Source organism: Pseudomonas pichavaramensis (genome assembly GCF_050473265.1).
Taxonomy (GTDB): Bacteria; Pseudomonadota; Gammaproteobacteria; order Pseudomonadales; family Pseudomonadaceae; genus Aquipseudomonas.
The window spans coordinates 253,546-279,237 of the sequence record NZ_JBJKFJ010000004.1 but is presented as its reverse complement, the minus strand read 5'-3'; the positions used below and the strand labels follow the sequence as shown (position 1 = coordinate 279,237).

25 protein-coding genes and 1 pseudogene are annotated in these 25,692 nt (G+C 62.3%); 7 read left to right on the top strand and 19 right to left on the bottom strand.

The features are described 5' to 3' along the window. Positions 1-27: 27 nt before the first annotated feature. Positions 28-963: a LysR family transcriptional regulator gene (locus tag ACJRW5_RS09015; RefSeq protein WP_484570179.1), complete on the top strand. Its 936-nt coding sequence runs from the start codon at positions 28-30 to the stop codon at positions 961-963. Between the two features lie 62 nt (positions 964-1,025). Here the strand turns inward: ACJRW5_RS09015 and ACJRW5_RS09010 are convergent, their stop codons facing one another. Together ACJRW5_RS09010 and ACJRW5_RS09005 are read right to left on the bottom strand one after the other, a co-directional pair. Further along, the gene (locus ACJRW5_RS09010) at positions 1,026-1,460 is read right to left on the bottom strand and encodes a DoxX family protein (RefSeq protein ID WP_484570178.1); all 435 of its coding nucleotides are present in this window, start codon (positions 1,458-1,460) and stop codon (positions 1,026-1,028) included. A gap of 105 nt (positions 1,461-1,565) precedes the next feature. Beyond that, positions 1,566-2,981 (bottom strand): MltF family protein, encoded by a 1,416-nt coding sequence (locus tag ACJRW5_RS09005; protein ID WP_484570177.1) that lies wholly within the window; start codon positions 2,979-2,981, stop codon positions 1,566-1,568. A 249-nt stretch (positions 2,982-3,230) separates the two neighbouring features. Here ACJRW5_RS09005 and ACJRW5_RS09000 point away from each other — a divergent pair, with 249 nt between their 5' ends. The 5 genes from ACJRW5_RS09000 to ACJRW5_RS08980 all read left to right on the top strand — a co-directional run bounded on the left by ACJRW5_RS09000 (position 3,231) and on the right by ACJRW5_RS08980 (position 8,240). After that, on the top strand, positions 3,231-4,058 hold the full coding sequence (locus ACJRW5_RS09000; protein ID WP_484570176.1) for a TatD family hydrolase: 828 nt from the start codon (positions 3,231-3,233) through the stop codon (positions 4,056-4,058). An 84-nt stretch (positions 4,059-4,142) separates the two neighbouring features. Next, positions 4,143-5,612, top strand: coding sequence for a methyl-accepting chemotaxis protein (locus ACJRW5_RS08995; protein ID WP_484570175.1), 1,470 nt, complete (start codon positions 4,143-4,145; stop codon positions 5,610-5,612). Positions 5,613-5,724: 112 nt separating this feature from the next. Next, positions 5,725-6,084, top strand: coding sequence for an Mpo1-like protein (locus ACJRW5_RS08990; RefSeq protein WP_484570174.1), 360 nt, complete (start codon positions 5,725-5,727; stop codon positions 6,082-6,084). Between the two features lie 181 nt (positions 6,085-6,265). Continuing rightward, positions 6,266-6,661, top strand: coding sequence for a putative pterin-binding protein (locus ACJRW5_RS08985; protein WP_484570173.1), 396 nt, complete (start codon positions 6,266-6,268; stop codon positions 6,659-6,661). Positions 6,662-6,665: 4 nt separating this feature from the next. Then, positions 6,666-8,240: a GGDEF domain-containing protein gene (locus ACJRW5_RS08980; RefSeq protein WP_484570172.1), complete on the top strand. Its 1,575-nt coding sequence runs from the start codon at positions 6,666-6,668 to the stop codon at positions 8,238-8,240. Between the two features lie 9 nt (positions 8,241-8,249). On the opposite strand, the gene ACJRW5_RS08975 is transcribed toward ACJRW5_RS08980, so the two are convergent. The 11 genes and pseudogenes from ACJRW5_RS08975 to selD form a co-directional block, all read right to left on the bottom strand. After that, positions 8,250-9,047, bottom strand: coding sequence for an acyl-CoA thioesterase (locus tag ACJRW5_RS08975; protein ID WP_484570171.1), 798 nt, complete (start codon positions 9,045-9,047; stop codon positions 8,250-8,252). Positions 9,048-9,148: 101 nt separating this feature from the next. Further along, positions 9,149-9,925 carry a CHAD domain-containing protein gene (locus ACJRW5_RS08970; protein WP_484570170.1) on the bottom strand — a complete coding sequence of 259 codons (777 nt, stop codon included), beginning with the start codon at positions 9,923-9,925 and terminating at the stop codon, positions 9,149-9,151. 69 nt (positions 9,926-9,994) lie between these two features. Further along, on the bottom strand, positions 9,995-11,983 hold the full coding sequence (locus ACJRW5_RS08965; RefSeq protein ID WP_484570169.1) for a transglutaminase TgpA family protein: 1,989 nt from the start codon (positions 11,981-11,983) through the stop codon (positions 9,995-9,997). Beyond that, complete coding sequence (locus ACJRW5_RS08960; RefSeq protein WP_484570168.1) at positions 11,980-12,936, bottom strand: DUF58 domain-containing protein; 957 nt, start codon at positions 12,934-12,936, stop codon at positions 11,980-11,982. Before ACJRW5_RS08960 ends, ACJRW5_RS08965 begins: the two co-directional genes overlap by 4 nt. Beyond that, complete coding sequence (locus tag ACJRW5_RS08955; protein ID WP_484570167.1) at positions 12,936-13,853, bottom strand: AAA family ATPase; 918 nt, start codon at positions 13,851-13,853, stop codon at positions 12,936-12,938. Before ACJRW5_RS08955 ends, ACJRW5_RS08960 begins: the two co-directional genes overlap by 1 nt. A 149-nt stretch (positions 13,854-14,002) precedes the next feature. Then, a complete protein-coding gene (locus ACJRW5_RS08950; RefSeq protein WP_484570271.1) occupies positions 14,003-14,716 on the bottom strand; it encodes a methyl-accepting chemotaxis protein in 714 nt (237 codons plus the stop codon). 141 nt (positions 14,717-14,857) lie between these two features. Continuing rightward, a pseudogene (locus tag ACJRW5_RS08945) lies at positions 14,858-15,037 on the bottom strand (HAMP domain-containing protein); the annotation flags it as partial. 1,055 nt (positions 15,038-16,092) lie between these two features. After that, positions 16,093-16,698, bottom strand: a complete 606-nt coding sequence (locus tag ACJRW5_RS08940; RefSeq protein WP_484570166.1) for a flavin reductase family protein — start codon at positions 16,696-16,698, stop codon at positions 16,093-16,095. Then, positions 16,698-16,976: a hypothetical protein gene (locus ACJRW5_RS08935; protein WP_484570165.1), complete on the bottom strand. Its 279-nt coding sequence runs from the start codon at positions 16,974-16,976 to the stop codon at positions 16,698-16,700. Before ACJRW5_RS08935 ends, ACJRW5_RS08940 begins: the two co-directional genes overlap by 1 nt. 76 nt (positions 16,977-17,052) lie before the next feature. Further along, positions 17,053-18,153: a tRNA 2-selenouridine(34) synthase MnmH gene (mnmH, locus tag ACJRW5_RS08930; RefSeq protein WP_484570164.1), complete on the bottom strand. Its 1,101-nt coding sequence runs from the start codon at positions 18,151-18,153 to the stop codon at positions 17,053-17,055. After that, on the bottom strand, positions 18,153-19,187 hold the full coding sequence (gene selD / locus ACJRW5_RS08925) for a selenide, water dikinase SelD (RefSeq protein WP_484570163.1): 1,035 nt from the start codon (positions 19,185-19,187) through the stop codon (positions 18,153-18,155). The genes mnmH and selD overlap by 1 nt, the downstream gene beginning before the upstream one ends. Before the next feature lie 103 nt (positions 19,188-19,290). Here selD and ACJRW5_RS08920 point away from each other — a divergent pair, with 103 nt between their 5' ends. Continuing rightward, positions 19,291-20,298 carry a patatin-like phospholipase family protein gene (locus ACJRW5_RS08920; RefSeq protein WP_484570162.1) on the top strand — a complete coding sequence of 336 codons (1,008 nt, stop codon included), beginning with the start codon at positions 19,291-19,293 and terminating at the stop codon, positions 20,296-20,298. Between the two features lie 3 nt (positions 20,299-20,301). On the opposite strand, the gene ACJRW5_RS08915 is transcribed toward ACJRW5_RS08920, so the two are convergent. The 6 genes from ACJRW5_RS08915 to ACJRW5_RS08890 form a co-directional block, all read right to left on the bottom strand. Continuing rightward, positions 20,302-21,387: an AI-2E family transporter gene (locus tag ACJRW5_RS08915; protein WP_484570161.1), complete on the bottom strand. Its 1,086-nt coding sequence runs from the start codon at positions 21,385-21,387 to the stop codon at positions 20,302-20,304. Positions 21,388-21,467: 80 nt separating this feature from the next. Continuing rightward, positions 21,468-22,277, bottom strand: coding sequence for a DUF4892 domain-containing protein (locus tag ACJRW5_RS08910; RefSeq protein ID WP_484570160.1), 810 nt, complete (start codon positions 22,275-22,277; stop codon positions 21,468-21,470). Positions 22,278-22,417: 140 nt separating this feature from the next. Beyond that, complete coding sequence (locus ACJRW5_RS08905) at positions 22,418-23,281, bottom strand: alpha/beta hydrolase (protein ID WP_484570159.1); 864 nt, start codon at positions 23,279-23,281, stop codon at positions 22,418-22,420. Then, positions 23,278-24,081 carry an alpha/beta fold hydrolase gene (locus ACJRW5_RS08900; RefSeq protein WP_484570158.1) on the bottom strand — a complete coding sequence of 268 codons (804 nt, stop codon included), beginning with the start codon at positions 24,079-24,081 and terminating at the stop codon, positions 23,278-23,280. The genes ACJRW5_RS08905 and ACJRW5_RS08900 overlap by 4 nt, the downstream gene beginning before the upstream one ends. 99 nt (positions 24,082-24,180) lie before the next feature. After that, a complete protein-coding gene (locus tag ACJRW5_RS08895) occupies positions 24,181-24,813 on the bottom strand; it encodes a LysE family translocator (protein WP_484570157.1) in 633 nt (210 codons plus the stop codon). 47 nt (positions 24,814-24,860) lie between these two features. Beyond that, positions 24,861-25,664, bottom strand: a complete 804-nt coding sequence (locus ACJRW5_RS08890) for a helix-turn-helix domain-containing protein (protein ID WP_484570156.1) — start codon at positions 25,662-25,664, stop codon at positions 24,861-24,863. Positions 25,665-25,692 lie beyond the last annotated feature (28 nt).

Here is a 25,692-nt window from a genome sequence, read left to right as displayed (position 1 = left end):
TAACAATAGCTCTGGAGCACGTCCGGCATGAACCTGACCAAGGTGGATCTGAACCTCTTCATCGTCTTCGACGCCATCTACACCGAGGCCAATCTGACGCGAGCCGGACAGATCGTCGGCATCACTCAGCCCGCAGTGTCCAACGCCCTTGCCCGCCTGCGTGAAACCTTCAATGACCCGCTGTTCGTGCGCACCGCCCAGGGCATGGTGCCGACGCCGATGGCGCAGAACATCATTGGCCCGGTGCGCAACGCCCTGCAGCTGTTACGTGTTTCGGTGCAGGAGAGCCGCACCTTCAACCCGCAACAGGCCGGCAAGACCTACCGCATCAGCATGACCGACCTGTCCGAACAGATTCTCCTGCCGCCGCTGTTCCAGCGCCTGCGTCGCCTGGCGCCAAGCGTGTGCATCGAGAGTTTCCTGGCCAAACGCCGCGAAACCACCAAGGAGCTGGCTGCCGGTCGTCTCGATTTTGCCGTCGACGCGCCGCTCAATACCGACCCACAGGTGCGCCACGTCAAGCTGCTGGATGACCGCTACGTCTGTGCCATGCGTCCCGGCCATCCGCTGGCCAAGGACAAGATCAGTCTGGATGAATACCTGTCACTGACCCACATTCATATCTCCAGCCGCCGCAGTGGCCTCGGCTATGTCGACCTGGCCCTGGGCAAGATGGGGGTTCAGCGCAAGATCGCCCTGCGCTCGCAGCACTACCTGATGGCCAGCAGTGTGATGCAGCAGACCGATATGGTGATGACCGTGCCGGAACGCTTCGCCCGTCGCCACAACCTGCACCACGTGACCCTCCCGGTGGGTGACGTGCCGGCCCTGGAAACCCACCTGTACTGGCACGAAAGCACCGACCAGGACCCGGCCAACCGCTGGATGCGCGAGCAAATGATCGAGCTGGCACAGCAGGTTGCTGCGCAGGAGAAGAAAGCCGAGCAGGCCACCACCGCCTGATCGGTCATAGACAAACGCAAGAAGGCCCGCAGATGCGGGCCTTCTTGTCGGTGCCTGACGAATCAGCGAGCGAGCTTGCTATCGACCGACAGCTTGCCAGCACCTTCGAACAGCAGGGCCACGCTGATAGCCAGCAGCGCCAGAGCGAACTCGTAGCCGTTGTTGCTCATGAAGAAGCCATTGGCCAGGTGCACGGTGAAGATTGCCACCAGCATGGTCACCGCAAGCACCGCCGCAGCCGGACGCACCAGCAGGCCGATGATCAACGCCACACCGCCAAAGAACTCGGCGCTACCGGCCATCAGCGCCATCAGATAGCCCGGAGCCAGACCGATGCTTTCCATCCACTGGGCAACACCTGCCAGACCATAACCGCCAAACCAGCCAAAGAGCTTCTGCGAGCCATGGGCGGCAAAGGTGATGCCGGCGATGATACGCAGGATAGTGATACCGAAACCGGCCTGGCTGGCAGTGATGTTTTTGATCAGATTGTTCATTGCAAGGCTTCCTTTGGTGTGTGAGGTAGATGGCGCACAGAATATCCAATTTATTCGATAACAAAACAGCAAAATACCGCTTATAAAAATCAATTTAATAGATATTTAATTAGCCGTCAGCCGCCGTCCCTGCGGTTCGAGCAAATAGCGCTCACGGTCATAAGCAAGGTAGTACTTATTCACCGCATTCACATAACTCACCACCCCCATTCCCATCTGCTCCATGGCCACACGCTCGACCTGAAAGAACCACTGATTGGGATTGAGGCCTCGCCTGCGCGCCTCGGCGCGTAGGCTCTGGACCCGTTGCGGCCCCAGGTTGTAGCCCGCCAGCACGAACGCCATGCGCTCGCGCTCGTTGAGTTGCGGGCTATTGAAGAAGTTACGCCGGATCATCGCCAGGTACTTGCTGCTGGCCTGGACGTTATCGTCGAGATTCTGGATGTTGCTCACCCCGACACTGCGTGCCGCCGCCGGGGTGATCTGCATAAGACCGGTTGCCCCACTGGCACCGCGCGCCGACGGATTGAGGGTCGACTCCTTGAACGCCAGCGCGGCCAGCATCAGCCAATCGAAGCCCTGTTGCTCGGCGTGTCGCTGCAACACCTGACGCACCTTCTCCAGACGCTGGCGCTCAGTTCGCCCCAGCGGCGAGTGAACCTTGTACAGCCGGCGGTAGACGCGCTGGAACGCAACGTCCTGATCGGCCGGGCTCTGATAACCGGTGAAGAACCGATCAATGCTCGCACGCAGCATCGGCGAATCGGGCCGCACGAACCATTTCATATCGCCGTCGCGTGCCAGCACCAGATGCTTGTCGACCCGCAGCTTGGGCATCACCTTCGCCCAACGCTCGGCGATCGGCAACTCCACCGCCGTACGTTCGAAAATACCGGCCTGAACCATCTCCAGCACGTCCTCGACCGCGAGGCTGGGATCAACCCACTCGACCACGATGGGCGGCAGCTTGCGATCGGCCAGTTGCTGATTGATTCGTCTCAGCGCTTCCCCGACGGCGCTTCCGGCCGGCAGAGAAAGGCTGCGGCCGGCCAATTGCTCGAGGCTACGGTAATGCCTGTTGCCCTGCTTGGACACCAGCACCAGCGGCACCTCGCGACGAATCGCCGTGCTGGCGCTGACATCATGCCCGGTACGCACGCTAAGCAATTCACCAGGCGCCACGAGGTCGCCCTCGCCGCGCTGCAGGGCACCAAGCAACTGGTCCTTGGCCTTGGGAATGATCTTCAGCGTCAGTGTTCGGCCATCACGAGCATTGCGATTGAGGTACTGCTCGAAGGCTCGCAGACGATGGTATTCGACACCGATGCTCTGCCCCTTCACCGACCCCGAACTGTTGCGGCTCTGGTTGACCAGTACGCGCAACTCGCCGCTGCTACGGATAGTCGGCAGATCACGGGCGCTGCCAACCTGGCTGCCGACCTCCGGCGGGCCGGCCAGTCGTGCGCTTACCGGCAGCGGTAGCACGACCAGCAGGCACAGGATCAGCAGCAATCGCGACATCAATTCTCCGGGGATGTCAGGTAGGTCGTACAAGCATCAAGGGATGCGCAGCCGGGCTCCCGGCAAACCAGGCAACGCCGCCAACAGCGCTGGCAGGGGCGCGGAGATTGGCATAGCAACGTGCTGCAGCGCCAGCCCACAATCTTGCATCAACCTTAAAAACAACGACCAACTTATTGTTTTAGATGGACTTCCTGACGAACGGATGGCATCTGCTATGCTGCCCCTTCGCGCTTACCAGGTGGCACCATGCAACTCATCGATATTGCCGTCAATCTCACTCATCCCAGCCTGGCGCCACAGGCCGAGGCACTGCTCGAACGCGCCTATGCCGCCGGCGTCTGCCAAATGGTTCTGACCGGCACCAGTCTGACCGAAAGCGAAGCCTGCATCGCACTTTGCCGACAGCTGGACAACAGTGGGCAACGCCTGTTCTCTACAGCGGGCGTCCACCCCCATGATGCCAGCTCGTGGGACAGCGCCAGCAGCAGCCATCTCAAGGTACTCCTGGCGGAACCGCAAGTGCGTGCCGTAGGAGAATGTGGCCTGGATTTCGATCGTGACTTCTCACCGCGCCCGCTTCAGGAAAAAGCCTTCGAAGAACAACTGGCGCTGGCAGCGGAACTCCAGATGCCGGTCTTCCTGCACGAACGCGAAGCCAGTCAGCGCCTGCTGGACATTCTTCGGGACTACCGAGATCAATTGCCCGCAGCGGTGGTGCATTGCTTCACCGGTGAGCGACGCGCGCTCTATGCCTATCTCGATCTCGACCTGCACATCGGCATCACCGGCTGGGTCTGCGATGAACGCAGAGGCACTCACCTGCACCCTCTGCTCAAGGACATCCCTGACGATCGCCTGATGCTCGAAACGGACGCCCCGTTCCTCTTGCCACGCAGCCTGCGGCCGAAGCCCAAGAGCGGACGCAACGAACCGGCGTACCTTGGTGAGGTGCTACGCGAGGTTGCCTTGCATCGCGGTCAGAGCGAGCAGCAAGTAGCAGCGCAATCCACAGCCTGCGCCCGGGCATTCTTCAATATGCCGGCCATACTCAATGGCAACGCAGCAGACTCTTGATTGACGTCAAGACTCTGACCTCACCCCGATGCATACTAATGGCATATAGCCAATAGCGAACACAGCGAGACGGATAACTACAGCATGGGCGCCTGGATCAGCGATCTTTCTCTCAAGTACAAATTCTGGGCGGTCAACGCCGTTGCCTTCGTCATCAGCCTGATGCTGGTGCTGTTCGCTCTGCACACTGAACAGCAGGCACGCAGCGGCGATGCCCGGCTGGCTGCCAACGCCCAGGCACGCCTGCTCCAGCAATGGCCAGAGCAAGTGGCACTGCCCAACGCCAGCACTATCCAGCTGCTGCAAGGCAATACCCCGCTGGCGAATGCCCAAGGCGCAGCCGATGCCAGCGGCTGGCAGGCGTTGCAGCATGACGCCTGGTTCGGCGACATGCCTGCTGTTGGCGCTCAGCGAGTCACTCTCGGCGACGGGCGCAACCTGGTTGTACTGGCGCGCGCGCCAAGCCTGCTTGACCTGTTCGCCCAACATGCGCTGTCCTATGCGGTCGCGGTGGCCATCCTCATGCTGCTATTGCTGGCGGCCTCACAGTTGCTGATCCGCTTCCTGCTCAGCCACCTCAACACCCTCAAGGACGTGATGCTACAAGCCGAACGCAGTGGCGACCTGTCCCTGCGCGTTCCGCTGGACAGCCGTGACGAGGTTGGCCAGATGGCAGCGGCTTTCAATGCCATGCAAGCTGGTTATCAGCGCGTCGTCGGCACTGTTGGCCAAGTCGCCAGCGAGCTGAACAACGGTACGCGCGACATGGCCGAGCGTATGGGCTCCGTGCGCCAGGGCATGCTCAGTCAGCAGAGCGAGACCGACCAGGCGGCCACCGCGATCAATGAGATGTCCGCTACCGTGCAACATATCGCCGAACATGCCGGCACTACCCGCGATCAGTCACACAACGCCGATCAATTGGCACGCGCCGGGCAACAGGTGGTCGAGCGCGTCGAGCAATCCATTGCAGCCCTGTCTCAGGGCGTACGCCAGAGCGCCGGAAGCATCGAGCGTCTGGCCGAGGACAGTCAGCACATCAGCCGAGTGGTCGCGGTGATTCACGGCATCGCCGAACAGACCAACCTGCTCGCACTGAACGCTGCCATCGAAGCCGCCCGTGCGGGCGAAATGGGGCGTGGTTTCGCCGTGGTGGCCGACGAAGTGCGCAACCTGGCCAAACGCGTACAGGACTCCACCGATGAAATCACCCAGATGATCGGCAATCTGCAAGGCGGCACCCGCGATGCGGTGGAATTCATGCGCGAGAGCTCCGAGAGCGCCAATCAATGCGTGCAACTGGCTCAGGAAGCGGGTGAATCGCTGGCTGCGATTACGGCTGCAGTCGCCCTGATGCGTGACAGCAATACGCAGATCGCCGTTGCAGCCGCGCAGCAAAGCCAGGTCGCCGAGGAGATGAGCCGCTCGGTAGTCGGTATTCGGGACGTCACCGAACAAACCGTTGGCCAAACCCTCGAGTCGGCAGCCACCAGTCAGCAGTTGGCACAGCTGGCCAACGAACTGAGCAAGGCCATCCGCCAGCTACGCCTGTAACAGGCGTCCGCACAGGCACAGCAGCGTTCGTCTATCTGCGCCATAGCCAAGCACAATTCGTCGACGTCACCGGTCGTCCCTAGACTTGCACCATCGAGTCGAGGGTCACTCCATGAACAAACGTCACCCCAACCTTCTGGCCTGGCAATGGCGTCATTACGCCGAGCAACACAGGCATCCGACCAATCTGCTGCTGCATCTGATCGCCGTACCGCTGTTCCTGCTCTCACTGGCACTACTGCTGATCGGGCTCTGGCGCATGGGATTCGTACCGCTTGCCCTGAGCGCTATCGGCTTGTACGCCGCGCTTGCCCTGCAGGCCCACGGCCATCGCCTGGAGCAACAGCCAGCAGAGCCCTTTACTGACAGCAAAGATGCCTGCAAGCGTCTGCTCCTCGAGCAGTTCGTGACCTTCCCGCGCTTTCTGATCAGCGGCGGCTGGTGGCATGCCTGGCGCAGACGGAAGCGGTGATCGCTCCACTCGTCGGAGCATCTGAAGATTTTGCTCACAATGCGATAAGGTCGACAAAATATTGGCCAAGGACAGCAGTATGTCGCCTAAGCGGCATTTTTTTGTCACTTTATTTTTGACGTTTCTCTGCCAGTTGAATGCCAGTGCCGCTCCTCCTCCCTACCCCCTGGAGCGCACAGCGTTGACGATTCACCTGGCCAACGGTCAACAACAGACGTTCAGCCTCGAGCAATTGCAGCGCTTGCCGCATGCCTCGATACGACTGCGTAGTGCTGTGGGTGATCCACAGACATGGACGGGGGTACCCCTGCAGCGACTGCTGGCAGAGGTACCGGGCGCCGATAACGGTCGCCCCCTGCACACCTCAGCACTCAACCACTACTCGGTCGTCGTGCCCTACGAAGACATCCTGCGCTATCAGCCACTGGTGGCCTACAAGCTGAATGGGCAATTCATGTCCATTCGCGATCACGGCCCGCTCTACCTGATCTATCCCTTTGATGATCATCCCGAACTGCATCAACAGCTGTTCTACAACCGCTCCATCTGGCAGCTCAGCGATATTCACACCGAGTAAGCCAATGCCTGAGATGCCAGTCACTCCACTCAAAGCCGGACATTCCCGCCTGAAGCTTACCGCTCTGGCGGTACTGGTCGTCGCCATGACCCTCACCGTCGCCGGCTCGCTCTGGTTGGTACAGAAGAAAGCCAGGCAGCTGGCGTTGCCGACACTGCACAGCGAGCTCTGGCAGGCCTATCAGGTGCATATGGAAATGGACCGTCTGCTGCAGGCGGCAAATCAGCTGCTGGCGGGCAGCCTGGACAGCGACGACCTGGTCGTACGGATTCAAGTCTTGCGCAGCCTGACCGTGCCTCTCGAAGGCGAGCACCTGTTCGATTTCCTGCCCGAGTCGCGGCCGGCCGCCGAGAAGACGCTGCAACGCATCATCGCGCTCAGCCGCGAATGGGATGGACAAGCGCAATGGGGGGACGCCGCTGCTGCCCACAGAGTCGCCGTGCAGGCAGTGCAGGAGCTGCCCGCGTTACAGCGGCCAATGCACGAGGTCATGGTGGCCAGCAATATCTCTCTGGCCAATGAGCTGGATGTCGAACGACAAAACCTTTACGACTATTTCATCAGTTTGGGCTGGGCACTGCTCGGCCTGTTGATCGGCGTTTCGCTGCTGGTCCTGCGTCTGGTCGGCAATTACCGCGAAGCACGCGAGCTGTCGCGCAGTCTGAGCGAATTGAATCAAACCCTGGAGCAACGCGTATCGGAACGCACCGCTGAGCTGAGCGAAGGCCATGCGCTCCTCAGGCAGATTCTCGATGCCAGTCCCAGTGATGTGGCGCTGACCGACAGCAGCGGTCAGCAGGTGTATTTCGTCAATCGGCGCCTGATGCAGAGACTGAATCTGCACAGCGCCGCTGACTTTTCACTGAACCGGCTATTCAGCAACCCGCGCGAGGCACTGCACTTTAGAGAGGCGCTGCAGGCACGGCACCGCGTCGATGACTGGGAGGGTCTGCTCGCTGGTGAACCGCCCTACTGGGGCGTCATTTCAGGACGCCTGCTGGAGTACCGCTCAAGCCCGGCGCAACTGATCTGGAGCTATGACATCAGCCTGCGCAAGGCCATGGAGCAGGAACTGCTGACCCTGGCTACCACAGATGCACTCACCGGCCTGAGCAACCGCCACGCGTTCATGCAGCGCGCCCAGGAGTTGCTGAAGCATGCAGAGCGTTTCGACCAGCCCTGCGCTCTATTGATGCTCGATGTCGATCACTTCAAGCAGATCAACGACAGTCATGGACACCTGGTTGGCGATCAGGTACTGAGCCAGCTTGGGGAACTGTTGAAGGAGGAATTGCGCGAAGTGGACATCATTGGTCGTCTCGGCGGTGAAGAGTTCGCAGCGCTGCTGACGCAAACCGATCAGATCGATGCCATGCAGGTTGCCGAACGCCTGCGCGCCAGTGTCGAGGCCATGCAGCTGTCTTGCGCCCAAGGCACGCCGTTCGGCCTCACGCTAAGTATCGGCCTGGCCATTCGCCACCCGGCAGAGCCGCTGGAAGGCGTGCTAGGACGCGCCGATGCAGCGCTGTACAGAGCCAAGGCGGCTGGGCGCAATCAGGTGATCAGAGCGAACACCTGAAGCCAAATCTCAGCCGAATACTGTCACCGTTTGCCGGCTCAGCGCGATCAACTCACCAGCGGGCGTCCAGATCGCCGCAGCCACATGGCCGTAGCCATCCCGGGCATGTTCGATTTCCGCGCGATACAGACACCAATCCTCGCTGCTAAGCACCGGTAACGGTTGCACGAATTCAATCGTCCAGGTCAGCGAACTGCCAGGCGCCGGACTTTTCAGGTGCGGCAACACCGCCGGAGGCCAGGCATCGACCAGCGCCAGCAGATGCGCCTCGGTCATGTCCTGCGGCTCGCTCTCGCCACGCAAACGCACCCAGCCGCCCATTTGCCGTGACGGATTGTTGGTAAAAGGCATGCCGCCCAGGCCCCAACGCATGGCCAGAAAACGAGTGAATTCCGGTGTGACGCCACGCACGTAGGGCAACTCCTGACACTGCTCCGCCGGCGCGAGCTGCGGTGCGGCCAGTGCCTCCACAGCAATCGCCGAGTGACGAGATGCGCCAAAGCTGCCCTGCACCACCGTGACCACCTGACCATCCTGGACCGCGCGCAGGAACATCTGGCTGACCGCCTTACCCTCGCGCAGCACCTCGGCCTGGAAGCTAACCGGAATATCCGGCGCCACTGGTCCGACGAAAGTGATGGCCAGCGAGCGCACCGGTCGGCCCTGCGGCACCCTGGCGTGCATGGCCTCGAATGCCAGCGCCGCCACCAGGCCACCGAAACTGGCACGTCCCTGGCCCCATTCGGCAGGAATCACCACGGTATCAGCATCGCGGCGCACCGCTTCGAGCATTTCGGAGAAGATCATACGCACCTCGGCATTCATCAATGGCGATGATCTTAGGGGATGGCAGACGTACAACGATAGCTCGACGAGAAGGCTATACGGTCATATTGCCGGCGAGAATGTCACCTCGAGCCCTCAGCTGGAAAATCCACGTACAACGCCAGCAAGGCATCATCTGCACGCGCTTCGGCGGCCAACTGAGCCTGCAACCAGACATCCTCGCACGCCCGCAGAGAGTCGATGGCCTCAGCCTGCGCCAACCACTGCACATGATCGTGCCAGTCACCCAGCGCGCTTTGCGCTCGCTTGAGGCGCCCTCGCACAGCCTTATCCAGGCCGCTCTGCCGCGGATAGGCCTCGGTGGCATAACGCACTCGTTTGATCAACAGGCGCAGGCGATGGCGGTCATACGCAGGATCACGCAACGCCAATGCCAGCTGCAGCTGCTGGCGCCGCAAGCGGCGGCGGATGCGCTTGTCGATACCCTGCAACTGCCCGCGTCTTGCAGCTTCGTGCCAACCCGCAGGCCAGGCGTCGAACTGCGCCAGCAACTCGCCCAACTCGCGACAACCTGCAACTGCGGCATATCCTGCTGCGCGGGGGCTCGCGGCGGACGCCAGCAGCGACGCCTGCCCCAGGCGCTCGAGCTCGGCCAGCAGAACCTCACGATCACGCAGAGGCCCGGTCAGCCTGCCCAGAACTGCCGCGGCCTGTTCCAGTGCATCTATGCCAGCCAGGCCACGCATTGGGCGTAACACACTGCGCAGTTGCCTCAGGGCAATACGCAGGTCGTGTAACGCTTCGCTATCAGTGTCGCCTGCCAGCCGCGCCTGGCAGGCATACAGCCGTACCTGTAACGCCAACACGCGCACCAGGGTGTGTTCGAAGAAATCACTCATGCCGCTTCTCCCGAACCATGAAATCAAAGGCTATCAGGCCGGACTCCTTACCAGGTGTGCGACCCAGCGTCACTGCTTGAGCAACCGCCAGGGCAGAGCCTTGCGCAGCGCCCTCAAGGCATCGCGCAGAGCCACTCGCGAAAGTGGATCGCCGGCATATTGCTGACGCTCGAAGCAATGCGCGAAGTGGGTTATCTGCTCGGCCTGTTCAGGCAACTCTTGCCCAGCCCGCTGGGCGAAAGCCCGAATCCCCTCCCCAGCCTGGTAACGCACGCCATGGCGCGCCAGCAAGCGCTCGAAGCGCCTGAATGCCTGGCGCTGGGGATCCTGTCGACGCCGCCACGGCTTGAGCAAGCACAGCGCCAACAGCCCGACCAGGAAAGTGCCACCTGCGAGTAACAGTAGAGCGAGGCGCTGCCAATCGAACCTGCCGAACCAGTCATGCAACAGCTTGAACTGCTGCTCGCCCTGATAACCGAGCACCCAGCGCTGCCAGCCGTAGTTGAGATTCTCCCAGCCCAGGCGCAGCTGATTGAGCCAGGCCAGTTCGCGATAACGCAGCGGCGAGAATGGCTGGTCATCGAGGAAGCCATCTTCCTCGGGCAATGCATCCTGCAAACCCTGCTCGATTCGCTCGGGTGCAACCTGGAAGGTAGGATCAACGCTGCGCCAGCCCTGGCCCGGCTGCCAGTATTCGACCCAGGCATGGGCATCGAACTGACGCACCTGAATGTAATTGCCCGAAGGATTGAGCTCACCGCCCTGGTAGCCAGTGACGACACGTGCCGGAATGCCGGCAGCGCGCAGCACGAACGTCATCGCCCCCGCGTAGTGAGCGCAAAAGCCATTGCGGGTATCGAACAGAAACTCATCGATACTGTCCTGCCCCAGCGGCTGCGGGCGCAGGGTGTACACGAAGGGGTCACGATTGAAGTGTTGCAACAATGCGTCGACCAGCGCATCAGCCTGCGGATACTGTGCCTGCAATTCGGCGGCCCAGGCGCGGCTCCGCGGGTCGCCCTGCTCCGGCAATTGCAACGCGCGGCGCAATGTCTGTGGCTCGGCATCGGGCTCACGCAAGGCCTGTGGCCAGGAGCGCACCTGGTAGAGCAAGGGGCGATCCACGGGCCGCCGCCTCTGCCAGCGGAAATCGCTCATCATGCGATTGCCCTCTTGTGCAACCTCGCCAACATCGAGCGCAAACAGCCAGGGCTTGCCGCTGGGCTGCATTATGATGCTGTAATCGAGCGACGGGCCAGCCTTGCGCCACTGCGGTGCGATGGGAAACTCAGCATAGCCCGACTGTGACCAGCGCCGACCGTCGAAGCGCTCCAGCGTCAGCGCCCGCCAGTAAAGCTGGTTACGTGGCGGTACCGCCCCCTCGAAACTGACCCTGAAGGCCAGCTCCGACGAGCGACTGAGCTCGGCTATATCCGCCGGCTCCATGCTGTCCGACAGGCCGGTCACGCCCTTGTCGCTGGGCATTGGCAGCGACCACAGAGGGCCCATACGGGGAAAGAACACGAACAGCAGCAGCATCAGCGGCAGTGCCTGCATCAGCAGCCCGCCGGCAAGGCGTAAAGTTGGCCAGGAGCGCTCGGCGAAACCGCTACGCTGCAGGCCGATCAGAGCGGCCAGAAGCGCGGTGACCGGCAGCAGGCTGTATAGCGCGGCGAGAATGCCATCGTCGAACAGGTAGGCGGTGACGACACAGAAGAAGCCAAGGAAGATCAGCACCAGCGCATCGCGCGGCGTGCGCATTTCCAGCAATTTGAGAATGAAGGTGGCGATCAACAGCACCACTGCCGCATCCAGCCCCACCAGCGTTCCTCGAGAAAGCAGGATACCCAGCAGGACCAGCACCATCAGAGCGCCTTTGGCCCAGCCGTTGGGGTAGCGCGCGCGCATACGGAATATCTGCACGCGCCAACCCGCAGCGCCCAGCCACAGGGCAATCATCCACAACGGCAAATGCACCAGATGCGGAATAATCACCAGCACCTGAGCCACCAGCAACCAGGTCAGGGCGATTCGCGGAATACCCGGCAGCGCAGTCATGGGCGCGCTCCAAACAGCGCCAGGGCACGCAGACAGACATCACGATGCCCCTCTCCATAATCCGGGTCGATGACCATGCCCGGCAATTGCAGGCCAAAAACCTGCTGCCGATTGGAAAATTGCAATACCCAATAGCAGAGCAGCGACAGACGCATTTCACTGTCGCCCTCCATGCTGTCGTAATCCAGCCACAGATCACGCCCGCTGAGCATGGCGAAATCCTTGACCAGCAGCCCCTGGCCGCGCGAATAGGCTTTCCAGTCCAGGCGCCGCTTGGAATCGCCCGGCTGATACTCACGCAAACCCTGGAAGTCATCGGCGCCGTGACCTCGCGCTCGCATGCCCTCCTCTTCATCTTCATCGCCGAGGCCTGCAGAAAGTGGCAGGTCGCCTTCGAGTGGCCGCGGGTAGATCAGCACCGCCTGATCCAGGTCGACCCAGCTCCAGGCCACCAGCAAACCCAGCGGGAAACGACTCTCCACCCGCAGGCGAGCAGGTCGCAGCCATCCTCTTCGTCGCGCCGGCAAAGCAAGGTCGACTTCGGCCAGCCCCTGGCGCGGCACATCACAGATTGTCAGCTCAGCCGGCGGCCAACCCAACGCCACAGCCTGGTGTTCGCGCTCACGACTTTCCAGGCGCACTCGAAACATCGCCTGCTCACCGACGAACACCGCACTGCCACCACCAGCTTTCAGCACCAGCCCGGCGAGATTGCGGTAGGTATGCAATATGGTGACGATAAACACCGATACCAGCAGGAATGTCAGCCCGTAGGCCAGGCTGTTCTGATAATTGATGGCGACCAGCAGCATCAACAGCAACGCGACGGCGAAGGCGGCGCCGACCCGACTGGGCAGAATGAAAATACGCCGCTGGTTGAGACGCACGCTGGCCGCTGGCGGAATACGTTTCGCCAACCAACGCCCCCAAGCGGGCCTGAGCCGCGCCAGCATCAGAGTGCCGGCACTTCACGCAGCAGCCACTGCACCAGGCTGCCGCCACCGTGGCCTGTCGGATCGGCACGCTCACGCAAGCGATGGCCGACCACCGACGGCAGAACCGCCTGCACATCCTCCGGTATGACGTAGTCACGCTCGGCCAGCAACGCCCAGGCCCGCGCGGCGGCCAGCAACGCCAGGCTGGCGCGCGGTGAAAGCCCCCAGGCGAACTGGGGCTGGCTGCGAGTGGCCTCGACCAGGCGCAAGACATAGTCGACCAGTGCATCGCTGGCACGAATCTTCGGCACCTCGGCCTGCAGGCGGGCCAGTTCGGCGTGATCGAGAATCGGCTCGAGCCTCGGTAGCAGATCACGCCGCGCATCGCCGAGCAGCAGCGCGCGCTCGGCCGCCTGAGCCGGATAGCCGAGCGACAGACGCATGAGGAATCGATCGAGCTGGGATTCGGGGAGGGAGAAGGTACCGCCGCTGCTGACCGGATTCTGCGTGGCGATGACGAAAAAGGGCTCCGGCAGCGGGCGGGTCGCACCCTCGATGGTCACCTGCCCCTCCTCCATGGCCTCGAGCAAGGCGCTCTGGCTCTTCGGCGTGGCGCGGTTGATCTCGTCCGCCAGCACCAGCTCGGAGAAGATAGGCCCAGGATGGAACACGAACTGTCCGCTGTCCTTGTCGAAGACCGACGTACCGAGAATATCGCCAGGCAACAGGTCGGAAGTGAACTGAATGCGCTGGAAACTCAAGCCGAGCACCCGCGCCAAAGCATGGCTGAGCGTGGTTTTACCCATGCCCGGGAGGTCTTCGATCAGCAGGTGCCCCCGTGCCAGCAGGCAGGTCAGCGCCAGGCGCACCTGTGGTTCCTTGCCCAGCACAACCTGATTGACCGACTCGAGACAGGTATCCAGTTTGCTTCGCATCGTTTGCTCCTTCGTACGGAAGACCGATGCTACTGGGCCACTCGAGCGGGGCAAAGCGCCATGTAACCTTTGCTCACGAAACTGTGAAGAGTCGTCCAAAGTCTGCGAGCCGGGAACAGCGCTCGGTAGAGCATGCCGCAAGACATCGGTTACAGGCGAAAGTGCGCTGCCATTCCTTGCAGCTCACGCCCCAACTCAGCCAGCTGGATACTCGAAGCTGCGGTTTCGTCCATCGCGGTAGCCGACTGATCGGCAATGTCGCGAATCGAGGTGACGCTGCGGTTGATCTCCTCCGCCACCGCGGACTGTTGCTCGGCGGCGGCAGCGATCTGCTGGTTCATCTCGGAAATCAGCGACACTGCTTCGGCAATCGCAGTCAAAGCAGCCTCGGTCTGGTTGGCGTCACCGACCGTCTGCCCGACCAGGCCAGCGCTCTGTTCCATGTCCGCCACGGCCCGGCGGCTGCCTTCGCGCAGGGCGGAAATCAGCGACTCGATTTCGGCCGTCGACTGCTGGGTACGCTTGGCCAACGCGCGCACCTCATCGGCCACGACCGCAAAGCCACGTCCTTGCTCACCAGCACGGGCCGCTTCGATTGCAGCATTGAGCGCGAGCAGATTGGTTTGTTCGGCAACGCTCTTGATCACATCGAGCACCGCTTCGATGCGTTGCGTGTCCTGACTCAGGCGTTGGATGCTGCTGGTGGTGGCGTTCATCGCCTGGGCAAGCTGCTCGATTCGCTGCAGCGTCTGGCGTACCACCTGACTGCCGGTATCGACGCGCTGATCCGCCTGCTCGGTGGAGGCTGCAGCAGCTTCGGCATTACGCGCCACCTCATGCACCGTGGCCGTCATCTGACTCATGGCGGTAGCCACCTGATCGGTCTCCAGCTTCTGGCCGTTGACCCCCTGACGGGTCTGCTCGGCGGTCGCCGACAAGGATTGCGCCGAATTGGAAATCTGCGCCACGCCGCCCTGTAGCCGACCGACCATGTCACGCAGATTACCGGCCATGCTCTGCATGGCTGCAAGTAGTTGGCCGATCTCATCGCGGCGATCCTGCTCGATGCGCACACTGAGATCGCCGCCGGCGATCGACTGCGCCAGGGCGATGACACGCTTGAGCGGCCGTACGATCGCCAGGCTGATGATGACGGCCGCACCCAGACCGAAGAGCAGCGCCATCGCCGCCGCCACCAGGATCAGGGCACTGCTCGCCTTGCGCCCGGCCTGCATGGTCTGGTGCTGGGCCTCAAGGGCCTGCTCCACGCGCTGCAGCAGCAGCTCCACCTGAGCGACCAGTTGCCCATAGACTTCCTTCTGCTGCTGCAGTTGGCTCGCATATTCCTTGAGTCGTTCATTGAACGAGTCGACGTTGACGACAACCTCACCGAGCACAGCGGCATATCCGGGATCGTCCAGGGCATCGCGCAGCTCGGCAGCCAGGGCCTGCGCCTCGCCTGCCTGAGCAATTTCCGCCTGTTCCATCACATCACTGCGCCGACTGGCCTCCAAGCGCTGGCGCGCCTGATCGAGAGCCTGCAGTAGCAACTGGTGAATCTTGCCCACTTGGCCTGCGTGCAGCACGGACTCACCACCCTGCTCGCCCTGAGAGCTCTTGAGCATGTCGACGCCATCTTCGGAGAGACCTTCCTGCAACAGATCCAGACTGTTGGCGGCACTGACCACCAGCCAGTCAGCAGCCTGCAATGACAGCTGCATATTGTCTGTGAGTTCGACATAACGGGCGAAGGCGCTGCGGTAGTCGGCCAGGGCCGGTTCGACCTGAGCCAGAATTGCGCCAGTGTCGGCGTCCAGCTCACTCTGCAGGGCCTGCCCTGCCTGCTGGATGGCCTCGGCTTGCTCATTGAGCCGCTCGGCATACTGAGCGTCGCCCGTCACTGCGAAGGCCTGCTCACTGCCGCGCATGCGCAGCACCTGATCACCGAGCGCCCCCATTCGTTGCTGCAGCTCGGCGCCGGCCGTCACTTCTCGTAACGCCAGCAGTCCCGTGCCGGCGACCAGAGCAGTCAGCACCAGCACCAGCGCGAAACCCAGCATCAACTTGCTAGCCGTATTCAAACTGGCCAGCCGCTTGGTCAATGAGCTACCCATGACACCCCCCTGCCTACTGCAGCCAGCCCGAACTCTGGAAAATAGGAGCGCAACATTGCTGGCTACAAGCCAGTAAGCACGTAAATGGCCGGAACAGCTAACTTCAGGTCGCTTTCAGAACGGATTTAGGGGCGTTGCATCTGGAATACGTCGCGCGTACGGCAATAGGCACTGCCACCCAAACGGCCGATTAGATCGAGCTTCTTCGGGTCGAGGCGTCCCTGTTCGGACAATAATGCATCGTCGATATGGGCCAGCAGCACCTCGGCGAAGATCAGGTGGCTATTGGGCTGCTGCGGCGGATAGGGCTGAATCTGCGCCACTCGACACTCGAACGTCACAGGCGCCCCGGCAACACGCGGTACATCAATACGCTCGCACGGCAGATCGGCGATAGCGCAGTGAGCAAACTCGCTGGTTTCGTAGGGCAATACCGCTGCGCTGGCATTCATCGCTTCGGCCTGCGCGAAGTTGACGAGATGAATCGCCAGTTCACCGCTGGCCTGGGCATTGCGCAAGGTGTCCTTGAGGCTGCCATCGCCGCGGGTGTTGACGTTGACCAGCAACGTGGGCGGATTGTCGCTGATCACCTGGAAGAAGCTGAACGGTGCCAGGTTGGCGACCCCTTCGGGCGAACGCGTCGACACCCAGGCGATCGGCCGTGGGGTGACGCTGGAAGCCAGCCAGCGATACGCCTCAAGCGGCGTCAGGGTGGAAAAGTCGAGCTGCATCAGCGCCCCGCTCGTGATTCACGAATGTAGAAACGTGCCCGCTCGGCCTTGCTCGTGCAGCCCTCGTAGACTTCGAACTGCTGCTGGGTCTTGGCCGCCGTAAGCAACGAAAGCGCCTTGGAATAGCTGACAGTGCCGGCAAAACCTTCCGCCTCGGCAATGCTCAACTCCTTCCACGCAGCATCCAGCTGATTGGCACAGGTCTCACGATAATGCGTCTTGCCGGCACAACCGGCCAGCGCAACCGCAAGCAGCGGTAGACAGATCCATTTTTTCATCAACCTTACTCCTCGAACGGATATGACCACGATTTGGCCCATTCTATGACGCTGCGTCCTGATGAAAGTGCCCGCTTCACCGCTCGTTTCGACTACGCAGATACTCCACGACTGCCTGCTGCTCGCCAGCGAACTCGATGCGTCCAGACTTGCTTTCACGTTGGAACACGTACATAGGATCGTAGTACTCAACCAGCAAGGCTTCGATCCAGCCGCGATGGGTATCGACCACAGCGTCGTTCTGCTGCTCCAGCAACGCCTGGTCCATGATCGCGGCAAGACGTTGATAACGCTCACCCCCCAAGCGCCGGGTGATGTTGCCCAGACTCTCGCGCAAGCGCGCCGCAAAAGCAGGAAATCCACTCTCGGCACCCTGCACCTCGACAAACTCGGCGCAGAGCTCGACGACATAGGCCTGCAGAATGCGCTCAACGCGGTTTTCCAGGCGATCCTCCAGCCACACCAGCGGGTAATTCTGCATGCTCTGGTGTAGCGACAAGGGCAAGGAGCAACGACCGATCAGACGCGCTTCGTCCTCCAGCACGAACTGCCGCTGCCCTGTCGCCCGGCGCTTGAGCAGATCGATGGCCAGGGCATTCTCGAAATCGATCTGCGCTGGCTGGCCACTGGCTCGTTTGCCGAAACTGGAGCCGCGATGATTGGCGTGTGCTTCCAGATCCAGGCTGTTGCTCAACTGAGTGATGACCTCGGTCTTGCCAGTACCGGTCATCCCGCCGACCAGAACGAAATCACATTCTTCCACCGCCTGCTCGGTGGTATGCAGCAGGAAGTTGCGCATCGCCTTGTAGCCGCCGACCACCCGCGGATAGTCGATGCCTGCCTCGCTCTTCAGCCATTGCTGGACGATCTGCGAACGCAGCCCACCGCGAAAGCAGTACAGGTAACCTTCGGGGTTGGCCCGGGCGAAGCTGGCCCAGGCCTCGATGCGCTCGTCCTTGCTGCGCCCGCTGACCAGCTGGTGCCCCAGTTCGATGGCAGCCTGCTGGCCATGTTGCTTGTAGCAGGTGCCGACCTTCTGCCGCTCGACATCGTTCATCAGCGGCAGGTTGATCACGCCCGGGAAGGCGCCCTTGTGAAACTCGACCGGCGCACGGGCATCCATCATCGGCCGATCGTGCAGGAAGATGTCGCGGTAATCGGTGCAGTTGTCACGCATTACAGCACCTCGACCGCGTAGCGCTGTCGCTCGACCATCTCGCCGATGGGGGCCAAGTCCAGCCCCAGTTCGGCGGCGACCGCCAGGAACTGCGCCTCGCCCTCCGGCGCTACGGCCACCAGCAGCCCGCCGCTGGTCTGCGGATCGCACAGCAGCAGCTTGCTCAGCTCGGGTAGTGGCGCGATCTTGTCGCCATAACTGTCGAAGTTGCGCTGCGTACCGCCAGGTACACAGCCTTGCTGCAGGTAATGCTCGGCGCTGTCCAGACGCGGCACGCTCGCGAATCGCACGCGCGCACTGAGACCACTGCCGTCGGCCATTTCCACCAGGTGCCCGAGCAGGCCGAAACCGGTCACATCGGTCATCGCGCGCACGCTTTCCAACTTACCGAAGCGGCTACCCGGTTTGTTCAGGGTGCACATCCAGTCACGCGCCAGGCCGATATCCTCGCTGCGCAGCTTGGCCTTCTTCTCCGCCGTGGTGAGGATGCCGATACCCAGCGGCTTGGTCAGGTACAACTTGCAGCCAACCGTCGCGGTGTCGTTGCGCTTGAGGTGTTCCTTGCTCACCAGGCCAGTCACGGCAAGACCGAAAATCGGCTCCGGCGCATCGATGGAGTGGCCGCCCGCCAGGGTTATACCGGCCTCGTCGCACACTGCACGGCCGCCGCGAATCACCTCGCGGGCGACTTCGGGCGCCAGCACGTTGACCGGCCAGCCGAGGATGGCGATAGCCATCAGCGGATCCCCGCCCATGGCGTAGATGTCACTGATGGCGTTGGTTGCGGCGATACGGCCGAAGTCGAACGGATCATCGACGATCGGCATGAAAAAGTCGGTGGTCGATACCACGCCACGCGCCTCATCGATGGCATACACCGCCGCATCGTCGCGCGAGGCGTTACCCACCCACAGTTTGGGGTCGAGGTTCTGTGCTCCGCTCCCGGCGAGAATCACTTCGAGCACCTTGGGCGCGATCTTGCAGCCGCAACCGGCACCGTGGCTGTACTGGGTCAAACGAATGGGCTCGCTCATGCTTCTCTCTCACTGCGACGACTGGCGACGGATTCTAGCAAAGACCGCCTTGGCGCAGCGTCATCGCGCGAGTAAGGTCGTGGCTTGAACGGGGGATTTTCACATGAGCAAGAAAGTGGCGCTGGTGCTGGGCTCAGGGGGAGCGCGCGGCTATGCGCACATCGGCGTGATCGAAGAGCTGCAGGCGCGCGGCTATGAAATCGGCTGCATCGCGGGGTGTTCCATGGGCGCCGTGGTCGGTGGCATCTTCGCCGCCGGCAAACTGCGCGAATACCGTGAATGGACCGAGAGCCTGGACTATCTCGACGTGCTGCGTCTGCTCGATGTCAGCTTTCGGCTTGGAGCAATAAGAGGCGAACGGGTTTTTGGGCGAATCCAGGAAATTGTCGGCGAAGTGGATATCGAGAACCTCGACATTCCCTTCACCGCCGTGGCCACCGACCTGACCAACCAGCAGGAAATCTGGTTCCAGGAAGGCTGCCTGCACCAGGCCATGCGAGCCTCGGCGGCAATCCCCAGCCTGTTCACCCCGGTGGTCCAGGGCAAGCGCATGCTGGTCGACGGCGGACTGCTCAACCCACTGCCGATCGTGCCGGTGGTGTCCAGTCACTGCGACCTGATCATCGCGGTCAACCTCAATGCAACCAATCAGGTTCAATATCAGCTACCGGTAATCGAGCGGCCGGCAGCCTTGAAGGGGCGCATCGACCAGATGATGAGCAACCTGGGCTCGCGCCTGCCGAGTTTTCGCCGTAAAGGCGAGGATGACGCCTTGCTGCTTGCGCAGGAACAGCAACGCGTCGATGACGTCAGCCCAGCCGCCGCACCGGACCGCAGCGAAGACGGAGCGACACCCAAATCAGCCAGCGGCTCGCATGTGGCTGAGCTCAGCGGGCCGGCCTCGCTGCTAGAACTGGTCAACCAGAGCTTCGAAGTGATGCAGACCTCGCTGGCGCAGTACAAGATCGCCGGCTACCCACCGGACATTCTCATCAACGTGCCGAAACGCGTGTGCCGTTTCTTCGAGTTCTACAAGGCGCCGGAGCTGATCATGCTCGGCCGGCAGATCGCTCGCGACACCCTGGACAAGTACGAAGGTGAGCGCGGTTGATGCTCAACCGCGCGATTCCTCGCCCGGCAGCGGCTTGTCCACCACGGTTTCGGCGGGCGGCGCCCTGTCTGCCACCCAGTCGCTGAGCAGGCTGTAGGCCACGGCCAGCAGGGTTGGGCCAAGGAACAGCCCCATGAACCCAAAGGCAAGGATGCCGCCGAACACCCCGAGCAGGACCACCACCAGCGGCAGGTTGCCGCCGCGGCTGATCAGATAGGGCTTGAGAATGTTGTCCACGCCACTGATGACGAAGAAGCCCCAGATGCCCAGGAAGATCGCCATGCCGATCTCGCCCTGCCAAACCAGCCAGGCTACCGCCGGCCCCCAGATCAGCGGCGGGATCATGATGAAGCTGAAGGCGAAGGTCAGCAGCCCCAGCACCAGCGCGCCAGGCACGCCGGCGATGATGAAGCCGATATAGGCCAGCACGGCCTGCGCCGCCGCCGTACCGATCACGCCGTTGACCACGCGTTGTACCGTGCCGGCCACCAGTTCCAGATAGTGGTCGGCACGATCACCGATCAGCCGCTCCAGCAGGCTGTGCACGAACACCGCCAGGCGCGGCCCGTCGCGATAGAAAAAGAACACCAGCACCAGGCTCAGTGCCAGCTCTACCATGCCACCGCCAATTTTGGCGCTACGCGCCACCAGCCAGTTACCCACCTGGCCCAGGTAGGGTCGCACGGTGTCGAAGAAGGCTGCGCCCTGCTGATCGATGGTGTGCCACATCTCCACCAGGCGATCACCCACCAGCGGTACAGCCTGCAGCCAGCTCGGCGGAGGCGGCAGGCCTTCGACCTGCAGGTCCCTGACCAGTGCATTGGCATCCTTGATGTGGTCGGCCAGATTGAACCCGAGCCAGACCAGAGGCACGGCCACCAGCACCACCCAGACGCCGGTCAGGATCCCGGCGGCCAACGACATGCGGCCGTTCAACAGTTGTGTCAGCAGACGCATCAGCGGCCAGCTGGCGAACGCCAGCACCGCCGCCCAGAACAGCGCCGACCAGAACGGCGCCAACACCCAGAGACTGGCAGCGAGCAGACCGAGCAGCAGAATCTGCACCAGCAGACGATCATTCGTGGCCATCAATCGAAACTCCATTCGACGAAACGACAAAGCGCCCGAGATGGGCGCCCTGCAAACAACAACCGACTGCAGCAACCCGCTTAACGTAACAATCGCACATTCAGCGTATCGCCTTCGCTGTCACCCAGCTCGAGCCGTGACTCGCGTACACGCTGGGCCATCAAGGATTCGCGCCAGGCCGGCGCCTGGTTACCGGACAGACTGACGCGCAGGGTGCTGTCCAGATTCAGGCTGCGCGCCAGCACCTCTCCCCAGGCGCTGTCGGCTTGGGCATCGACTGGCAACTGCAATTGACCGTCGCTGCGCAGTTGCCGCAGCAGGGTCGCAGGCGTCGGTAACAAGGTGCCCAGTGGCGCATCGGCATCCAGCTGTTCGGCATGCAGATAGGCGCGGCGGTTACCTCGGGTAATGCTGTAGAGCGCCAGCAGGCTTTCGTGATTGGGCTCGGCCAGGCGCAACAGGGCGTAAGCCTGCTGGTCATCCGAGCCGTACAGGGTGGAGTTGTCGAATACGGCGTTGGCCCACAGGCTACTGGAGCCACATTCACGCCCCTGGCACCAATACAGCAGCTCGGCGCCTTGCTTGAGCAGCGCTTCGCGCGCCGCGGTGAAGACCTGGTCAGCACTGTGAGTGCGCGGCAATTCGTAAGTCACCGCGACATGCTGCCCCTGCGTCAGGACTTCGCGCTCATAGCGCAAGCGCCCACTGATACGGCGAACGGAACCCTGTGGGTAGATGCGCTCGGCGCCGGCCTGCTCCTTGAAGGCGACGATGTGACTGGCAGGAAAGCGCGGCAATGCTTCGAGGTCACGGCTGCCGGCCACATCGACGTCGGCCGCCAGCAGCGTACCGCTAAAGACCGTCACGAACAGCGCAGAGAATAGTTTCATGCCTCCCCTCATCAAGTGAACATCCTCTCAGGGGAAACGTTAGCCGGTCTTGCTGAATACTGGGTGGCGACTTCGAAAGAGTCGTTCATGCGATCCTCCATGGCAGACCGCCACACCTTTCCCCAGGAGCTGCTGGCAAGTCAAGGCGCGCGCAGGAATGGATTGAAACAATCCGCTACGAGTTGCGCACCACGCTCATCGTCCAGATGCAGGTGGTGGCCTCCTGGCAACTGGTGCACGTCGAATGGCAAGTCCTGCAGCAATGCCCTGACCGCCGTTTGCGCCCCCATCATGCCTTGCTCCGCCAGCACCAGGCTGACCGGACATTGCAGTGAACGGACAAATGCCTGGGCATGCGCCCAACTCAGGCGCAGCGGCGAAGGTAAGGTCAGGCGGCTGTCGGTGCGCCAGGTATAACCGCCAGGCACCGGCATCAGACCACGCTGAGCCAGCAGTTCCGCGGCCTCGCGACTGACGGCGCCGACACCCTTCATGCGTGCCTCCACGGCACGCGACACCTCGGGATACACCGGTTTGCGTTTGTCATTGAGCTTCTGGCGGGCGCGCAGCGCTTCACCGAGCTTTTCCGGCGCCTGCTCGGCTTCGCCGGTGTAGGGCACCAGGCCATCGATCAGGGCCAGGCGTGCGACCCGCTCGGGCATGGCGCCGGCCAGCAACACGGCGGTAATGGCGCCCATTGAATGGCCGAGAATGGAAAACCGCGACCAGCCGAACTGCTCGGCCACCTGCAGAACGTCGAACGCGTAGTCCCACAGCGCATAACCAGCGCCTGGCGCACGGTGTTCGGAATGGCCATGGCCGGCAAAATCCAGCGCGACGATACGCAGCCCCTCGAGCCTGGGAGCCAGGCGGGCAAAACTCGCGGCGTTGTCCAGCCAGCCGTGCAAGGCGATTACTGGCACGCCGTCCTCAGGGCCATACAGGTGAGCGGCCAGCTCGATATGCGGCAGACTCAGACGTACTTCTTCGAAACCGCTGTTCATGCTCTCTCCTCATGACTGTCTGCCCACCGAACGAACAGCTGGCGCAACAGCTCGGCAGTCGCCTGCGGACGCTCCAGAGGGAACATGTGCCCTCCGGGCAAACTGTGATATTCGGCACGCGGCATGCTGCGCAGCAGGCGTGCGTGGTGCGGCAGGACCACACGACTATGACGGCCGCGCACCATGGCCAGCGGCACCGCCAACTGCTGTGGGCGGCCAGGCAATGTATGCGGCACGCTGCGATAGATACTGATCTCGGTGGTCGGGTCGAAACGCAGGCGCAATCCCTGCTCGCCAGCCTGCAAACCATGGCTGACATAGGCATCGAGGCATTCGGGATCGAAGCGGCGAAACAGACTCTTGCCGGCGAAATAGTTACGCGCCTCAACCGGATCAGCGAATGTTTCACGCCGGCCGAGGGTACGCCCGGCCGGCGTGATGCGGTCGATAAAGCCGAAACGTTTGGCGGCGCGAATCACCATGCGGTCGGCCAGCGTCAAAACTGGCGAGTCGAGCATCACCACCCCGCGATACAGCTCCGGGCGGAGCATGGCGGCGTGATAGTGCAGCACCCCGCCCAGTGAGTGGCCCACGCCCCAGACCGGCTCGTCGCTGAGCTGCAGATGATGGATCAACTCATCGACCAGATTGGACCAGTTGTCATTCACCGGGAAACGCGGGTCGTGACCATGCTGCTGCAGATGCCGAACCTGAAAGTCCGGCGCCAGGGCGGCGAACAGCTTGCCGTAGGTCGCGGACGGAAAGCCGTTGGCGTGAGCGAAGAAAAGCGGCTGCGGCATGCATGCAACTCGAAAAGTCAGTACCTGTGCAATTTTCCGGCAGCCCGTGAGGCACGACAATGACCGTAACCGCCATTGATGGCGGCGCAATGGTCAGGACTATAACAACAGGCGGCCAACGATACTCGCCGCCACCAGCAGAAACACCAGGCCGCAAACGAAGTCGATGGTCGGCGCCACCTGCAGCAGGCGCTCACGCATTAGCGGGCGGCTCAGGGTCATGCCAAGCAGGCTGAACCAGAACAGGCTGAGGCCGAACAACAGCGCCGCACAGGTCATCTTGCCGGGCAAGGACATGTCCGCCGGCACCACGCTGGTGAGCAACGCCAGGAAGAACACCAGCGCCTTCGGGTTGCCCAGGTTGGTCAACACACCGCGCAGCCAGGGACCAAAGACCGAGGGAGCCAGCTCGCCGTCCAGGCGCCGACTACCAGGAGCGCCGCGCCACCAGGCCTGTACCGCGCCGATACCCAACCAGCCCAGATAGAACGCCCCACAGACCTGCAGCAAATCGAACAGCCACTCGGTGCGGCTGAGCAGCAGTGCCACACCGCTGAGCACCAGGGTGCCGTGCAGGAGAATCCCGCAAGCCAGGCCCAGCGCGCTGAGCAGGCCTGCACGCTGGCCCTGGTGCAATGCGGTACGCACGACCAGTGCCACATCGGGCCCGGGACTGATGAGCGCTACCGCGAACACGGCAGCCAGCGACAGCAAGACAGACGTCTCCTGCATGGTGAACTCCACGAGATTGAGGGAATTAAACGGAGGCTACGGCTGGCTCAGCGCTGACGCAGTCGCGCAGGTGGCAAACCATAGGTGCGGCGAAACAGCCGCGAGAAATGCGCCTGGTCGTAAAAACCCAGGCGCAGGGCGATTTCGCTGAGCGGCTCGCCAGCCAGAACCAGCGGTAACGCCCGCTGCAGGCGCAGCTGAGTGAGCCACTGATGCGGCGGCAAGCCTGTGTGTTGACGGAAACGTCGTAGCGCCTGCCAGGGACTCATCGCACAGAACGTTGCGATCTCTTCCAGCGAAGGAGGATCGTCCAGGCGGCTCTCCAGCCAATCGCGCAACAGCTGCCAGGTGCGCGGATCGAATACGCTGTCTGGCTCGCTGATACGCAAGGTCGAGCCCATGTCCAGCAAATAGGCCAGCGCTTGCCAGAGCGCACTTTCCTGCGCCAGCGTCGAGCCTTCGAGCATGGCTGCATGAAAGCGTTGCAGGTGCTGCGACAGCAGCGGATGACGCAGGCTGGTAGTGGTCAGCCTGGGCGCACCCTGGCGCCCATCGCTGAGGGTCCGGCTGGCTTCGTCAAGCCAGTGCGGGTCGAAGGCCATCACGCGAATGCGGTAGCTTTCCCCTTCCAGGCACGCGCCATCATGAATCCCCTCAGGCGCCATCAGCAGCACATCCCCTGCCCCGACCTGACGTCGCTCGCCGCGATAGGCATAGCGATGCTGCCCCTGAATCAACAGGCCAACGTGATATTCCAGGTGGAAGTGCCGGGGAAAGGCAAAGCGGCGATACTCGGCGTCGATCAGGCGAACGCCGGGCAAACTGCTCTGGATGTGGGTGATCTGGTCCATGGCGCTACTCTAGCGCCATGTGCCGGGT